This is a genomic window from Acinetobacter sp. Ac8 (genome assembly GCF_055392545.1).
The window spans coordinates 2,142,564-2,157,134 of sequence record NZ_AP043689.1; the positions used below are offsets into that span (position 1 = coordinate 2,142,564).

The following is a 14,571-nucleotide window of genomic DNA, read 5'->3' on the forward strand; positions in this document are numbered from 1 at the left end:
GGTTGGGGTTACCATGGCTCAAATTATTGCTATCGCAAACCAGAAAGGTGGCGTAGGTAAAACCACGACAGCCGTGAATTTGGCTGCCTCTTTGGCAGTGTTGAAAAAGCGTGTTTTATTGGTGGATATGGACTCTCAGGGTAATGCTACCATGGGGTCGGGTATTCAAAAAAATGATTTGTTGTATTCAGTCACCGATGTACTTCTGGGTGAAGTACCGATTGAAACTGCAATTAGTAAAGCTGAAGTCGGTTATAAAGTGCTTGGCTCAAATCGTGATTTGGCAGGTGTTGAACTGGCAATCGCAGAGCAAGATGGACGTGAGTTTATTTTGCGTAACGCTTTACAGCAAATTGAAAAAGACTTTGATTATATTATTGTTGATTGTGCACCAAGTTTAAGTTTAATTACGGTCAATGCTTTAGCCGCAGTCGATGCAGTGATTATTCCAATGCAATGTGAGTATTATGCATTAGAAGGATTGGCAGATCTGACCCAGACCATTGATAAAATTCAACAGGCGTTAAACCCTGAATTGGAAATTATTGGGGTGCTTCGTACCATGTATGATGCACGTAATGCACTCACCCGTGATGTTTCTGCCGAATTAGAACAGTATTTTGGTAAGAAACTTTATGATACAGTGATTCCGCGTAATGTGCGCTTGGCCGAAGCGCCAGCACATGGATTACCGATTATTTATTTTGAGAAAAGCTCTAAAGGTGCAATTGCATATTTAAATTTAGCAGCTGAAATGTTGAAAAAGAGTAAAGTGAAAAAAGGAAATAAAGCATGACCGTGAAAAAAAGAGGGTTGGCAAAGGGTCGTGGCTTAGATGCATTATTAGGTTCAATCCAAAAAGAAAAATTACAACTTGAAGTTCAAGCATTGGATCATGGCCAATTAAAACAGATGGATGTAACCCAATTAAAACGTGGTGCATATCAACCCCGTCGTTTTATTGGTGAGCAAGATTTACAAGAACTTGCAGCGTCAATTAAAAAACATGGTGTAATGCAGCCGATTGTGATTCGTCCGATTGAAAATGACGAAACTCCCTATGAAATCATTGCAGGTGAACGTCGTTGGCGTGCGGCACAATTGGCGGGTTTGACTGAAATCCCTGCAATTGTGCGTGATTTGACCGATCAAGTTGCGATTGCCTTGGCATTGATCGAAAACATTCAGCGTCAAGATTTAAACCCAGTTGATCAAGCACTGGCATTACAACGCTTCCATGAAGAATTTGGGCTTAGTCATCAAGAAATTGCAGACACTGTAGGTAAAGCACGCACTACCGTAAGTAATTTATTGCGTTTATTAAGTCTAGAAGATGAAATCAAAGATTTAATGCAACAAGGTCTGTTGGACATGGGGCATGCCCGTGCGATATTGACCCTAAAAGCTAAAGATCAATTGCAAATTGCAAAAATCGTGATTGATAAGAGTTTGTCTGTTCGTCAAACCGAGCAGTTGGTGCGTGATTGGAATACGCCAAAGCAGGAAAAATCTAAAAATCCACTTGCGCCAGATGTGCAACAACTGACTCAGAAACTGTCAGAGCGCTTTAGTGCCAGTGTAAAATTAGACTATAACAAACAGGGTAAAGGCAAGCTGGTCATCAGTTATAACTCGCTTGATGAGTTAGATGGAATTTTAAATATCTGTTTACCAGAACAATAATGTTTAAGCGATTTAATTAATTTGGGGAACTAAAGATGTGGGAACTTGTTAAAGCCGGCGGTTGGTTAATGCTGCCATTGGTTTTATGTTCAATTTTTACTGTTGCGATTTCAATCGAGAGATTTATACGGCTGAAACGATCTTTAGTTCTACCTAAGTCGCTTATGATGCAAAAAGGCCGCAGTGTTGACGATGTTTTAGATGAAATGGAACAAGATCAAGCGGTTTGCCAAACGGCATTGGGCTATATTTTTAAAGATGGTATTGATGCTTACGCTCAAGGCGAGGCATTTGCACGTGCTCAGATGGAAGCGACTGCTTCGCGCGAAATTGGATATTTAGAAAAAAATATCAATTTCTTAGGTACATTGAGCGCTGTTGCACCGTTATTGGGGCTATTGGGTACAGTGATTGGGATTATCGAATCCTTTTTGGTGATTGATTTAGGTACGAATGCCAATCCAACCATGATGATTCCAGGTATTTCTAAGGCATTAATTACCACAGCTGCGGGTATGGTAATTGCTATTCCAGCACTATTTGCCTACCGTTATTTTCAGCGCCTAGTTCAGGAATATGTGGCTGAACTCGAGCAACAGTCGACTTTATTTCATGCCGCCTTATTTTTTCAGAAACACCTTGAAAATGAAAAAAAGAAAGCTGGTTAAATCCGTTTTAGGGGTGTTTCATGAAATTTAGACGCAGAACAGTTGAAGATATTCATATCAATCTTACGCCATTGATTGATTGCTTGTTATTTATATTGGTGATTTTATTACTGACCACCACCTTTAACCAGCAAAGTCGGATCAATCTTTCTTTACCGGATGCACAAGGTGTTCCGCCAAAAGAATACAAAAATAAAATTGAAGTCATGGTAGACTCGGCAGGGCATTATGCAGTAAATGGGCAGGCACTTTCGAGTAAAGAGTCGGCTGATTTAAGTACTGCAATTAAGCAAGCAGCAAATGACAATCGTGATCTGATGTTTGTGATTGCTGCAGATGCCAAAGCGACGCATCAAGATGTTATACGAGTGATGGATGTCGCAGGACAGCTCGGTTTCGTTAACATCAATATCAGTACCAAAGTTCCATCTCGAGGTTATTAATTAGTGAATCAAGATTTTAAGGTCTATGTCCGTCTTTTGGCGTATTTAAAGCCGTACTGGGGGGCAGCCTTACTCGTTATTATTGGATTTGGCGTAAATGCGGCAACTGAAGTTTCTGTAGCGAAATTACTTAAATATATTATTGATGCAATTCAATATGGTAATCGTGGAGATCTTGATTGGTTTCCAGCGCTAATTATCTTGTTGATTTTTTTCCGTGGCTTAGGGTTGTTTATGGGTGGCTACTTTACTGCAGTCATCTCAAGAAGTTTGGTATTTAGTATTCGTCAAGAAGTTTATGCCAAACTGTTAAAACTACCCGCACAGTATTATTTGGATAATTCATCAGGTCACATCACTGCAAAAATTATGTATAACGTGGAGCAGTTAACCGCAGCTTCCTCTGAATCGTTAAAAACATTAATTCGTGATGGTGCAATTGCTTTAGGTTTATTGGGTTATTTGCTGTATACCAATTGGCGTTTAACCTTGTGTATTTTTATCTTTATGCCGATTATTGGTTTATTGGTGCGTAAAGCTTCAAAACGCATGCGTAAGCTGTCTATTCAAGTGCAAAATACCATGGGGGATGTCAACCATATTGTGCAAGAAACAGTCAGTGCGAATGCGGTTGTCAAAAGCTTTGCTGGCGAGGAAAATGAACAAAAACGTTTCTATAAGTCTTCAGAAGAAAACTTAAAACGTGGTTTGAAAATGGTGGTTGTACAAAACTTAAATAGTCCACTTGTACAATTGGTCATGGCTTTTGCTCTAGGTATCATTATTTGGTTGGCATTACGCCCACAAATTTTAGGTGATACTTCAGCTGGCGAGTTTGTTGCCTATATCACAGCAGCAGGATTGTTAGCAAAGCCTATTAAAAATTTAACAGATATCAATGAAAAATTACAACGTGGTATTGCGGCTGCATATTCTGTATTTGAAGTTCTAGACCTGCCTCAAGAAGAAAATACTGGAACATTAACGCCAAAATTATTGGGTAATATCAAGTTTGATCATGTGTCTTTGGTTTATAAAAATAATGTAAAAGGGATTGATGATTTCTCATTAGACATACAAGCAGGCCAAACCATTGCTTTGGTTGGGCGTTCAGGTGCTGGTAAGTCATCTTTGGTGAATATGTTAGTGCGCTTTCAAGAAATTAGTGCAGGGCAGATTTATCTAGATCAACTGCCTATTCAAGATATTGAACTCAGTTGTTTGCGTACCCAAGTTGCGATGGTCAACCAGCAAGTTGTGTTATTTGATCGAACAGTGCGTGAAAATATTGCATACGGCCAATTAGAAAAAGCCTCTGAGGAAGCCATTATTGCCGCTGCTAAAGCAGCTTATGCACATGACTTTATTATGGAGTTACCAAAAGGTTATGACACACCTTTAGGTGCGCAGGGCTTAAGTCTTTCAGGTGGTCAACGTCAACGTATCGCCATTGCACGTGCAATCCTTAAAAATGCACCAATTCTTATCCTTGATGAAGCCACCAGTGCTTTGGATAATGAGTCTGAACACTTTATTCAAAAAGCATTTGATGAAGCGATGCTTGATCAAAATCGAACCACGATAGTGATTGCTCACCGTCTATCCACGATCGAAAAAGCGGATAAGATTGTGGTTATGGATAAAGGGCGTATCATAGAGCAAGGTACTCATACTGAGTTATTGGCGAAGCATGGCGCTTACTATCAATTGTATGAACGTAACTTTGAGGAATAATCGAACATGTCTATTGCGCAAATCATTCAAGATGCTTGGAATAAACAGTCCAAGTGGTTGATTGCATTGCGGCCATTGTCATGGTTATATCAGTTCGGTTTTACGGTAAATAAGCAACTGTATCAAAAAGGTATAAAAAAAACCTATCAAGCACCTGTCCCCGTGATGATTATTGGAAATATTACTGTGGGCGGGAGTGGAAAGACACCGTTATTGATCCAGTTGGTGAAATATTTGCAACATCACCATGTTCGCGTTGGCGTGATTAGTCGTGGTTATGGGGGGCAAGGGCCTTTCCCTGCACTGGTTACTTTAGATTCTGTGCCTGATCAAGTGGGCGATGAACCCTGTTTGATTGTTCAGTCTACTGAGATTCCCATGGTGGTGGGTGGTAATCGCCAAGCCAATATTGAGTTACTACTGCAACATTATGAACTTGATTTAATCATCAGTGATGATGGTTTACAGCATTGGGCTTTGGCGCGTCAAATCGAATGGATTGTACTGGATAATAACCGAGGTTTGGGCAATCAGAAGCTACTTCCTGAAGGTTATTTACGCGAGCCTGTGAGCCGCTTAAAACACGGTACCGTGATTGAGCATGCGCATCAGCCGCATTCAGCTCTCAATATGCATTTAGAAGTGACTGAACCTTATCTATTAAATCCAAGTTTTGACCAATCTGAACAGTTTGATCCTGCACTTGATTATTATGCAGTCGTTGGAATTGGTTTTCCGCAACGCTTTTATAACACCTTGGAAAGTATTGGTGTAACTCAATTTCAATGTCATGAATTTCCAGACCATTATGATTATGAAATTGATGATTTGCAGTTTGAAGATAACAATCCAATTATTACCACTGAAAAAGATGCGGTAAAGCTTTTACCATTATTGAAAAATCATTCTACATTTAGTCGTGAGATTTGGGTGGTTCCGGTGGGAGCGGTCTTGTCTGATGAATGTTATCTATTGCTCAACCAACAACTTACTCAACTTGGTATTGATCTAATACAAGGTTAATTTGATGAAACATATTGTTATTCCTGCGCGTTTTGCCAGTTCACGCCTTCCCGGTAAGCCTCTTTTAGAAATTCATGGGCGAGCCATGATTTTACGTGTGGTCGATCAAGCAAAAAAAGTACAGGGATTTGATGATCTTTGTGTGGCGACAGATGACCCACGTATTGCAGCGCTATGCCGAGCAGAAGGTGTGGATGTTGTGATGACTGATCCGAATCATCCTTCGGGCACAGACCGTTTAAGTGAAGTTGCTCGGGTCAAAGGTTGGGATGCTGAGGATATTATTGTGAATGTACAAGGGGATGAGCCTTTGTTGCCTGCACAATTGGTGATTCAAGTTGCTGAGTTGCTGGCACAGAAAGCGGATTGTTCAATGTCGACCTTATGTGAGCCGATACATCAGTTTGACGAGTTTCAGCGTGACAGCATCGTCAAAGTGGTGATGTCAAAGTTCAACGAAGCGCTTTATTTCAGTCGTGCACAAATTCCTTACGATCGAGAGGGTGTTAAACAGGTTGAGCAAAAGCTACATCAGCATGCTTATCGCCATTTGGGCTTATATGCTTACCGTGTCAAGCTTTTACAAGAATATGTCACTTGGGATATGGGGATTTTAGAACAGTTGGAAAGTTTAGAGCAATTACGTGTTTTAGAAAATGGACATCGTATTGCGATTGATATCGCACAAGTAAACTTACCACCTGGTGTTGATACTCAAGCAGATTTGGATCGTTTAAACGCTTTAGATGTAGCGGTTTTTGAATAGTTTGTCTTGCGTTATTTATATTGCGTCACTTGTTTTTACCTCACTTGTATTTAGGTTTTTGATTCATGGATGCTTCTAATTCTCAGGTTTATCCTTGGCAGCAACAAACATGGGAAACCTTAACTGGTCGCTTTCCAAAATTAGGGCATGGTTTATTGTTCTATGGTAAAAAAGGCTGTGGTAAACATGCATTTACCCAACATTTTTTATCATGGGTTTTGTGTTTAAATAAAACACCACAAGCTGCTTGTGGCGAGTGCGCAAGTTGCCAGTGGCTCAAATCGGATACCCATCCTAACTATGTTAATATCACGACCGATGAAGAGAATAAGAAGCAAAACGCGAAAATTAAGATCGAGAAGATCCGTGATTTACTACCATTTGTGCAGCAAACAGTAGATGGTTGGCGCGTTATTGTGATTGAACCTGCAGAAGCTTTAAACATTGCTTCTGCAAATGCATTATTAAAAACACTAGAAGAGCCAGGTGATCGGGTACAGATTATTTTACTTGCGGAACATTATCTAAAGCTCCCAGCAACGATTCGTAGTCGATTACAGCACTTTGCCATGGATCGTATTAGCCCCACGCTTTCAGAACAATATTTGCAACAACATTTACCTGCTGAAATGCATTCTAAAATTAACTTGTTGATGAATTTATCCAATAATATGCCATTGCAAGCATTGGCGCTTGCTGAGCTAGATTGGTTAAACCGACGTGGGGAGTTTTTACAAGATTGGCAAAAATTGGTCAGTCAAAAAAGCATGCCTTTACAGTTTGCTTCAAAATGGAATAAAGAACTGAGCTTTTATGATTTTTTACAAATGTTTGAATACTTGTTGTCAGATATAATTTGTGTCAAGCTGAATCAAGTTGTAAAGAATTCAGATTTGCAATTAGATGAGCTTGCTGCGCAGTATCAATTGCAAAGCTTGTTCTCTATTTATGAAGATTTACAACAATCGAAGCTAAAAGTTGATCAAAATGTACAAACAAATCTAATTATTGATCAATTGTCGATTCAGTTAATGAATGTGACATAAAATTTGAATATTCAGGGGGAATAATCATGCAACCACGTATGGGCGGTTTGATTCAAGTCAACATTAATGATCGTGCAACTTTACAAGCCAGTTATATGCCTTATATTTTAGGCGGTGGCTTATTTGTACCATCAAAGAATCCTGTAAAAATGGGCGATGAAGTGTTTGTACTGGCTGGTTTGCCAGATCAATCACAGAAAGTTCCTTTAACAGGGAAAGTGATTTGGATTTCGCAAAAGCAAAATGGAATTAAGCCACAAGGTTTTGCAATTCAACTTACTGGTGAAAAAGGCATCTATTACAAAATTGAAGCAGAAAAATTACTCGCAGGCAGTATGTCTTTGGACCGTCCTAGCTTTACAATGTAAGCCAATTTTCAATATTTAGGAATTTCTGTGTTTGTTGATACGCATTGCCATTTAACCATGTTAAATCTTGAACCTTATGCTGGGGATCTCGATGCCGCATTACAACAAGCAAGAGATGCTGGTGTGTCCAAGTTTATGGGGATTTCTGTAGATTTGGATGACCATATCGCACTTGCAGAAATTGCCGCAAGACATTCAGATGTGGGCTATAGTGTCGGTGTACACCCATGTGAAGATCCAGCTGTGATGCAACGTGCAAGTGTTGAAAAACTGGTTGAACTGGCGCAAGCTGAAAAAGTTTGGGCCTTGGGTGAAACAGGCTTGGATTATTTTCATAGTACTGAATTTATTGCTGAACAAAAAGCCTGTTTTGCACGACATATTCACGCATCGCAACAGCTTAACAAACCTGTAGTTGTACATACCCGTTCAGCAAAGCATGAAACCGTAGATATTATTCGGGCTGAAAAATCAACACATGGTATTTTGCATTGTTTTACAGAAGATTGGGAGACTGCAAAGGCCGTTTTAGATTGTGGCTACTATATTTCCTTCTCTGGAATTGTTTCATTTAAAAATGCGCAAGATTTAAGAGATGTTGCTAAGCAAGTGCCTTTAGATCGCTTGTTGATTGAAACGGATAGCCCTTATTTGGCACCGATGCCTTATCGTGGAAAACCGAATGAACCAAAATACGTTCCTTATGTAGCCAAAGCGCTGAGTGATGTATATGATAAAACGCTTGAAGAGATTGCTTTCATTACCACACAAAATTTTGAAAATCTGCTTCAACAAAAGTGATTGAAAAGCACTGATTTAAAAAGCAATCAATAGAAGTGCGTCAATTTATTAACGGATAGAATTAACAAGAGAGTTTATCGGGTGAAGATGGATCGACAGGCTCAGTTTAGAGCAAGAGAAGCATTGATTTTTCAGGTTGCTGAACAACTGCTTTTAGAAAATGGTGAAGCAGGGATGACATTGGATGCCCTAGCTGCAGAATTAGATCTAGCCAAGGGAACACTTTATAAGCACTTTCAGAGTAAGGATGAGTTGTATATACTGCTCATCATTCGTAATGAACGTATGTTACTTGAAATGGTACGTGATACTGAAAAAGCATTTCCTGAGCATTTGGCTTTTTTTATGTTGCACCATTTACATCATCCTGAACGTGCAGTGTTATTCCATCAGATCGAAGAGCGATTATCCACCACTGGACAAGGCATCCATCATTTATTTAGCGAACTCTATCAAGTGCGTAAACAACGGTTACGTATCATTATTCGCATGACAGAAAGCTATCTAGAATCGATTCAAAGTTTGATGTCGGTACGTGATTATTTGGCTTCGATTTGGTCAATTACGCATGGTGGAGCAGCGATACTGAATTCAAGCTTCTATCAGCGTTATTTAGGTTGTCGAGATACCTTACGTGTCGCATTAATTGATCAGGCATTGGCTGTGCCAAAACATCCACAAGCCTCAGAACAGGTGGCTTAGCTGCAATGAAAAATCTACGATCATCTCAAAAAATACGAGGTTTTACCTTAATTGAGGTGATGGTGGTGATCGTCATCATCAGTATTATTGCCTCATTGATCATTTTAAATATTGATGGCGTAGATCAGCGTAAAGCTATGCAATCACGTGAGATGTTATTGCTCGATTTAAAGCAGATTAATCGTGAAGCCAATGATCAAGCGCGTATTTACGCACTCGATTTACACAATGCTACGGACGTTGCAGCTGCACAGTATGGTGTTATTGAGTATATTCCAGTCAAAGAAGACGCTGAGCAACGTATTCGAGTGGTTGACAATAAACCATGGAAAGAAGTGACGGACTTTCCTAAAAGAGCGTTGCCAGAATACGTTTCATTTTCTATTGAAACGGAAGATCATCAATTCCAAAATGCAAATAACTCAGAACTCTTGGGAAATAATGCACCTAAATTGATTTGGTTTGGAAATGGTGAAGTCAAACCTGTCACAATTCAAATGTATTATCAGCAAAAGCCAGTGGGTGGGGTAATTCGAGTTGATTATTTGGGTAAAGTAGATGAAGAAAAATAAAGGCTTTACTTTAATTGAGGTGGTTGTGGCTTTGGCGATTTTTGCAGTCGCAGCAATGGCTTTGACCAAAGTCGCGATGCAATATACGCAGTCGACAGCCAATGCGATTTTACGAACCAAGGCTCAGTTTGTTGCACAGAATGAAATCTCAATGATGATGATTAATCGTGAATGGCTGTCAGGAACGTCATCCAAACAAGTCACCACACAAGGTGAAACTTGGCAGGTAGATAAAAAAGCAGAATCTACACTGAGTCCAAATGTACAAAAAATAGATGTGCAAGTGAGCCTTTTTAATCCTGATACGGGTAAAGTAGAAGCAGGGATTACCAATATGGTGTTCTTTAATTATCCGATCAAAGAAAAATAATGATGAATCTAATCAAGCATAAAAACAATCAAACTGTGTATGCACAGAAAAGCACAGGCTTTACCTTAATTGAACTTTTGGTGGCCATAGCAATCTTTGCTGTTTTGTCAGCATTGGGCTGGAAAATATTTGACTACCTGATTAAAGTTAAAGATCGTAATGTCATACATGAGGAAAATTTAGGTCAATTGCAAGGTGCGTATCAACAGATTCAGCGTGATACCTTACAGATTGTTCCTATTTCTGCAAGAAGTGGTGAGGAAATTGAACCTGCTTTGGGTTTAGATAATCAAAAACTTTCTTTCAGTAAAACAGGTGTAACCGACCCGCTTAAACAGGGGTTGTCACCCTATGAACGAATTGAATATGTTTACAATGCGCAAGAGAAAAAACTTTATCGGTTAAAATATTCAAATTTAAATCGAAATAATTCAGAACAGCCCTTGTCGAGTGTGTTATTGGCAGATGTTGATCAGTATCGTATTGATGTTTTAAATCCAACAGAATTAGATCGTTGGCCAAATGATATGATTAAAAGTGATAGGCAATTGCCGCGTGGGATTAAAATTAAAGTCACGATTCGTGATATAGAATATGAATGGATTTTTAGTTTGCTCAATTCTGACTATCTGATCAATAACGGCGCAGATAATTAAATCAGTATTGTGGTCGATGCGGATCAATAAATTTAGGTAAATCATTCATGCAATTAAAGCAGCAAAAAGGTATCGCATTAATTACGATTTTAGTGATGGTCGCTTTGGCAACCATCATTGCTGCGACGATTGCTAAACGTCAAAATTACACCAATGAAAGTACAGGGTTTTTAAAACGGCAAAGCCAAGCACTTTTTTATGCAAAGAGTGCGGAAGCATTTTATTCTGAGATATTGGTACAAGACAGCGAAAACAGCAAAGAGGCAGATTATTTACAAGAAACATGGGCAAAACCGATGCCAGCATTTCCGGTTGAAGATGGATATGTCACAGGTGTGTTGGAAGATGAGTCAGGTAAATTCAATTTAAACAGTTTATTAACCAATGAAGGTAAGCCCAACGACGCGGCACAGAAATATTTTTCTAAGCTTTTGGTTCGTGTCGGTTTACCTGCTGATGCTGTTCAAGCCGTGATTGATTGGCAAGATCCAGACAATGAAACCATAGGTTCATACGGTGCTGAAACAAGTTATTACCAGGGTTTGCCTAAACCATATTTGGCTGCAAATCGAAAATTTTCCAGTGTTGAAGAACTTAAACAAGTACGTGGTTTTGAAGAAAAGAAGTATGATTTAATTGCACCCTATATATCTGCACTGCCTGATATTGCAACAAAAATTAATGTCAATACTGCACCTGCAATGGTTTTGGCAGCCATGGATGAGAAACTAGACGTAAATAGCGTACAAACAGCTTTAAAAGCGCGACAAGAAAAACTTGAGCATTTTGCCAATGTGGGCGAGCTAATGAAAATCGCACCATTTGACAGCTTGGAAGCTGCAAGCAAAACCGAGGCAGACAAGATTTTTGGAGTAACATCCAGTTATTTTAAAGCCAAGATCGAAGTATCTTTAAGCAATCGCAAGCGTCAATTTACTACACGCTTTATGCGTAATGATAAATCACAAGTTTATGTTTATTCGCGTAGCCTTGCACCATTTTGAAAATTTCAGTGAATATTTTTTTAACTATATGATTTTAAATAACTATAAAAGATAGTTAAAAGGTAGTTAAAAGGTTGGTTGATTGACTAAACATGATTCGATAAGCTAAATAGGCCTAAAAAAGCAGATCATCCTTTTGGCTAATTGCAATCAACGTGAAAATTAATGCTCAGGGTTCGAGTTTTGCTTTATAATCGAGATTCTTTACCGATTTGTTTATAAAATTTGGCTCATGTTAATTCGTAAGTTATTTAAGTTTGAAAATGCACATATTGTGCGGAATTGCACGTCAGATCGTTGCAAACGGTCTATACACGGGCACAGCTATAAAGTTGAATTACTACTTAAAGCTTCAAAACTTGATCATGGTCAAATGGTATATGACTTTGGCTTGCTTAAAGGTGTAATCAAAGAAATTTTCGACAGTTTTGACCATGCGATCTGTTTTTGGCAAGAAGATAACCCTGAATATATTCAGGCGTGTAAAACTTTTAGTGCTCGTTGGGTGGCTTTGCCAGTTTCTCCATCAGCTGAACAGTTTTCACGGATATTCTTTTTCCTCGCGCAACAGATTTTAAAATCAACCATTACCCAAAATGGGGAAGGGGATGTTGAAGTCTATTCTGTGATTGTGCATGAAACCGATACAGGTTATGCGCAAAGTTTTCAAGAAGATATTGAAAATGCTCAGATGGGACTGTTGAGTCTGGATAAAATTATTTTTTCTGAGCAGGTCACATCTGAATGGTCTGACCCAGAAATGTATGAAAAATTGAAACAGGGTATTCCGTTTCAAAACCCTGAAGTGGATTTACAGGTTAAAATTTAAATGATGATTCTTGAGTGAAATCCATCTTTAGGACAAATAAATTTTTAGGAAAATGAAATTTAGGATGAAAGTTGATGCAATTATCTGAACTCGAACAAACAAAATTAAATCAAGTTCGGTTAGATCAAAGTTGGAAAGAAGGTTTAGCTGAGTTTCTTTTGAGTCAGCAAATGGATGATTTGCGTTCTTTTTTAGTTGCTGAAAAAAATGCAAATAAAACCATTTACCCACCGAGCGCACTTATTTTCAATGCATTAGACACAACGCCATTGAATCATGTAAAAGTGGTGATTTTAGGACAAGATCCTTATCACGGTCCTGATCAAGCGCATGGGTTGAGTTTTTCCGTACAAAAAGGCGTTGCATTGCCTCCGTCTTTACGTAATATCTTTCATGAATTAAATACAGATTTAGCTGTACCTGTATCCCGTCATGGTGATCTCACCAAATGGGCTCAACAAGGTGTATTACTTTTAAATAGTGTGTTGACAGTGGAAGCTGGGCAACCGACATCACATCAAAAACGCGGTTGGGAAAATTTTACAGATCATGTGATTGATGTGTTGAATGAGCATAGAGAGCACATTGTATTTATACTTTGGGGCGCATATGCTCAGAAAAAGGGACAACGTATAGACCAAACGAAGCATCTGGTATTAAAAGCTGCGCACCCATCTCCATTGGCAGCAAATCGTGGTGGCTTTTTTGGTTGTAAGGTTTTTTCAAAAACAAATAATTATCTGAAACAATATGGCATTGAGCCAATCGACTGGCAGCTGGACGCATGACAAACTCTCCCGAAATAAATAATTATCACCCAGATCTGATTATCGAAGAAGCGAAAAAGGGATGGCGAATTATTCGCTTAAATCGTCCTAAGTCGCTTCATGCACTTGATGAATCTATCGTTGCGGCATTATTGAAGCTGTTTGAGGATTTTCATCATGATGACTCAGTTAAGGCAATTTGGTTAGATTCAACCACGCCTAAAGCTTTTTGTGCAGGCGGTGACGTTCGTAAATTGCGTCAATTGGTGATCAACAATGAAGTTGAAACAGCCAATAAGTTTTTTGAAACCGAATATGCTTTAGATTTACTGTTGCATAATTATGCTAAACCTGTAGTGGTTTGGGGTGAAGGTTATGTCATGGGTGGTGGCTTAGGCTTATTCATGGCAGCACCTTTCCGTTTAGTTACACCGTATTCGCGTCTTGCTATGCCTGAAGTGAATATCGGTCTATATCCAGATGTGGGTGCTACACGTTTCTTGGCAGATCGTGGTCCGATTGGTTTATTTACGGGTTTAACTGGATCGATCATGACTGCAGCGGGTGGTTATGGGATTGGTTGGGCAACCCATATTTGTGATGCCCAACGTGATGTGGTTTTACAGAAACTGATTGATATCGATTGGGATCATTATCCTGCTGGTGATTTCCGTGCTTTAGATGACACTTTAAATAGTTTACATCGTCCTGTTTCACCTGGACCATTGCAAAATTCTTTGGATGTGATTCATAGTGTTTGTCGTGGTGTAAACTTTGAACATGATTATGAAGCGATTATTGGTCTAAGTGATGCGCGTAGTGATTGGTTGCGTCAAGCCAGTGAGAATCTACAAAAAGGTTCACCAAGTACTGCTGCGATTACTTGGTTGTTATGGCAGTGGGGACGTCAAGTTCATCCGTGGTCTGAGGTTTTTGAGTTAGAAAAACAAATTTCTGATTGGAAAATTCGTCATCCTGATTTTGTTGAAGGTGTACGCGCACGTTTGGTAGATAAAGATTTATCACCAGAGTGGGAACAGGTTGAGTCGCGAACATTGCGTGGAATCCTTGCGAAAAACCCACCTGTAACAACAATTGACAGTTGGAATACGCTGCTAAGTCAGTACGGTATTATTTAA

18 protein-coding genes are annotated in these 14,571 nt (G+C 39.2%); all 18 read left to right on the forward strand.

Annotated elements, in window-relative coordinates; all coding sequences use genetic code 11:
* Positions 1-13: 13 nt before the first annotated feature.
* The 18 genes from ACZ5QH_RS09950 to ACZ5QH_RS10035 all read left to right on the forward strand — a co-directional run bounded on the left by ACZ5QH_RS09950 (position 14) and on the right by ACZ5QH_RS10035 (position 14,571).
* A complete protein-coding gene (locus ACZ5QH_RS09950; RefSeq protein ID WP_004720853.1) occupies positions 14-796 on the forward strand; it encodes a ParA family protein in 783 nt (260 codons plus the stop codon).
* On the forward strand, positions 793-1,683 hold the full coding sequence (locus ACZ5QH_RS09955; RefSeq protein WP_034610204.1) for a ParB/RepB/Spo0J family partition protein: 891 nt from the start codon (positions 793-795) through the stop codon (positions 1,681-1,683). Before ACZ5QH_RS09950 ends, ACZ5QH_RS09955 begins: the two co-directional genes overlap by 4 nt.
* Before the next feature lie 35 nt (positions 1,684-1,718).
* Entirely contained in the window at positions 1,719-2,351 is a 633-nt protein-coding gene (locus ACZ5QH_RS09960) for a MotA/TolQ/ExbB proton channel family protein (protein ID WP_004821216.1), read from the forward strand.
* A 20-nt stretch (positions 2,352-2,371) separates the two neighbouring features.
* Positions 2,372-2,794, forward strand: coding sequence for an ExbD/TolR family protein (locus ACZ5QH_RS09965; RefSeq protein ID WP_004821219.1), 423 nt, complete (start codon positions 2,372-2,374; stop codon positions 2,792-2,794).
* 3 nt (positions 2,795-2,797) lie between these two features.
* Entirely contained in the window at positions 2,798-4,528 is a 1,731-nt protein-coding gene (gene msbA / locus ACZ5QH_RS09970; protein ID WP_303576184.1) for a lipid A export permease/ATP-binding protein MsbA, read from the forward strand.
* A gap of 6 nt (positions 4,529-4,534) precedes the next feature.
* Complete coding sequence (gene lpxK, locus ACZ5QH_RS09975; RefSeq protein WP_303576183.1) at positions 4,535-5,551, forward strand: tetraacyldisaccharide 4'-kinase; 1,017 nt, start codon at positions 4,535-4,537, stop codon at positions 5,549-5,551.
* Between the two features lie 4 nt (positions 5,552-5,555).
* Positions 5,556-6,317 (forward strand): 3-deoxy-manno-octulosonate cytidylyltransferase, encoded by a 762-nt coding sequence (kdsB, locus tag ACZ5QH_RS09980; RefSeq protein ID WP_004821225.1) that lies wholly within the window; start codon positions 5,556-5,558, stop codon positions 6,315-6,317.
* 65 nt (positions 6,318-6,382) lie between these two features.
* A complete protein-coding gene (locus ACZ5QH_RS09985) occupies positions 6,383-7,363 on the forward strand; it encodes a DNA polymerase III subunit delta' (RefSeq protein ID WP_244015868.1) in 981 nt (326 codons plus the stop codon).
* 26 nt (positions 7,364-7,389) lie between these two features.
* Positions 7,390-7,731 (forward strand): PilZ domain-containing protein, encoded by a 342-nt coding sequence (locus ACZ5QH_RS09990; RefSeq protein WP_303576182.1) that lies wholly within the window; start codon positions 7,390-7,392, stop codon positions 7,729-7,731.
* 27 nt (positions 7,732-7,758) lie between these two features.
* A complete protein-coding gene (locus ACZ5QH_RS09995; protein WP_004821230.1) occupies positions 7,759-8,532 on the forward strand; it encodes a TatD family hydrolase in 774 nt (257 codons plus the stop codon).
* 87 nt (positions 8,533-8,619) lie between these two features.
* Complete coding sequence (locus ACZ5QH_RS10000) at positions 8,620-9,234, forward strand: TetR/AcrR family transcriptional regulator (RefSeq protein WP_004821232.1); 615 nt, start codon at positions 8,620-8,622, stop codon at positions 9,232-9,234.
* Positions 9,235-9,239: 5 nt separating this feature from the next.
* Positions 9,240-9,806 (forward strand): prepilin-type N-terminal cleavage/methylation domain-containing protein, encoded by a 567-nt coding sequence (locus tag ACZ5QH_RS10005; protein WP_303576181.1) that lies wholly within the window; start codon positions 9,240-9,242, stop codon positions 9,804-9,806.
* Complete coding sequence (gspI, locus tag ACZ5QH_RS10010) at positions 9,793-10,176, forward strand: type II secretion system minor pseudopilin GspI (RefSeq protein ID WP_004821236.1); 384 nt, start codon at positions 9,793-9,795, stop codon at positions 10,174-10,176. The genes ACZ5QH_RS10005 and gspI overlap by 14 nt, the downstream gene beginning before the upstream one ends.
* Positions 10,176-10,832 (forward strand): type II secretion system minor pseudopilin GspJ, encoded by a 657-nt coding sequence (gene gspJ, locus ACZ5QH_RS10015; RefSeq protein WP_303576180.1) that lies wholly within the window; start codon positions 10,176-10,178, stop codon positions 10,830-10,832. Before gspI ends, gspJ begins: the two co-directional genes overlap by 1 nt.
* Positions 10,833-10,879: 47 nt before the next feature.
* Positions 10,880-11,836 carry a type II secretion system minor pseudopilin GspK gene (gene gspK / locus ACZ5QH_RS10020; protein ID WP_004821240.1) on the forward strand — a complete coding sequence of 319 codons (957 nt, stop codon included), beginning with the start codon at positions 10,880-10,882 and terminating at the stop codon, positions 11,834-11,836.
* 232 nt (positions 11,837-12,068) lie between these two features.
* Positions 12,069-12,665: a 6-pyruvoyl trahydropterin synthase family protein gene (locus ACZ5QH_RS10025; protein WP_004821241.1), complete on the forward strand. Its 597-nt coding sequence runs from the start codon at positions 12,069-12,071 to the stop codon at positions 12,663-12,665.
* 74 nt (positions 12,666-12,739) lie between these two features.
* A complete protein-coding gene (ung, locus tag ACZ5QH_RS10030; protein WP_303576179.1) occupies positions 12,740-13,453 on the forward strand; it encodes a uracil-DNA glycosylase in 714 nt (237 codons plus the stop codon).
* The gene (locus ACZ5QH_RS10035) at positions 13,450-14,571 is read left to right on the forward strand and encodes an enoyl-CoA hydratase/isomerase family protein (RefSeq protein WP_034610216.1); all 1,122 of its coding nucleotides are present in this window, start codon (positions 13,450-13,452) and stop codon (positions 14,569-14,571) included. Before ung ends, ACZ5QH_RS10035 begins: the two co-directional genes overlap by 4 nt.

What these genes read in the sequence shown, in the direction of transcription:
- ACZ5QH_RS09955 (WP_034610204.1), top strand. Translation starts at nt 793, where the DNA reads ATGACCGTGAAAAAAAGAGGGTTGGCAAAGGGTCGTGGCTTAGATGCA.
- gspK (WP_004821240.1), top strand. Translation starts at nt 10,880, where the DNA reads ATGCAATTAAAGCAGCAAAAAGGTATCGCATTAATTACGATTTTAGTG.
- lpxK (WP_303576183.1), top strand. Translation starts at nt 4,535, where the DNA reads ATGTCTATTGCGCAAATCATTCAAGATGCTTGGAATAAACAGTCCAAG.
- ACZ5QH_RS10035 (WP_034610216.1), top strand. Translation starts at nt 13,450, where the DNA reads ATGACAAACTCTCCCGAAATAAATAATTATCACCCAGATCTGATTATC.
- ACZ5QH_RS10005 (WP_303576181.1), top strand. Translation starts at nt 9,240, where the DNA reads ATGAAAAATCTACGATCATCTCAAAAAATACGAGGTTTTACCTTAATT.
- ACZ5QH_RS09990 (WP_303576182.1), top strand. Translation starts at nt 7,390, where the DNA reads ATGCAACCACGTATGGGCGGTTTGATTCAAGTCAACATTAATGATCGT.
- ACZ5QH_RS10000 (WP_004821232.1), top strand. Translation starts at nt 8,620, where the DNA reads ATGGATCGACAGGCTCAGTTTAGAGCAAGAGAAGCATTGATTTTTCAG.
- kdsB (WP_004821225.1), top strand. Translation starts at nt 5,556, where the DNA reads ATGAAACATATTGTTATTCCTGCGCGTTTTGCCAGTTCACGCCTTCCC.
- gspI (WP_004821236.1), top strand. Translation starts at nt 9,793, where the DNA reads ATGAAGAAAAATAAAGGCTTTACTTTAATTGAGGTGGTTGTGGCTTTG.
- ACZ5QH_RS09965 (WP_004821219.1), top strand. Translation starts at nt 2,372, where the DNA reads ATGAAATTTAGACGCAGAACAGTTGAAGATATTCATATCAATCTTACG.
- ACZ5QH_RS10025 (WP_004821241.1), top strand. Translation starts at nt 12,069, where the DNA reads ATGTTAATTCGTAAGTTATTTAAGTTTGAAAATGCACATATTGTGCGG.
- ACZ5QH_RS09985 (WP_244015868.1), top strand. Translation starts at nt 6,383, where the DNA reads ATGGATGCTTCTAATTCTCAGGTTTATCCTTGGCAGCAACAAACATGG.
- ung (WP_303576179.1), top strand. Translation starts at nt 12,740, where the DNA reads ATGCAATTATCTGAACTCGAACAAACAAAATTAAATCAAGTTCGGTTA.
- ACZ5QH_RS09950 (WP_004720853.1), top strand. Translation starts at nt 14, where the DNA reads ATGGCTCAAATTATTGCTATCGCAAACCAGAAAGGTGGCGTAGGTAAA.
- ACZ5QH_RS09960 (WP_004821216.1), top strand. Translation starts at nt 1,719, where the DNA reads ATGTGGGAACTTGTTAAAGCCGGCGGTTGGTTAATGCTGCCATTGGTT.
- gspJ (WP_303576180.1), top strand. Translation starts at nt 10,176, where the DNA reads ATGATGAATCTAATCAAGCATAAAAACAATCAAACTGTGTATGCACAG.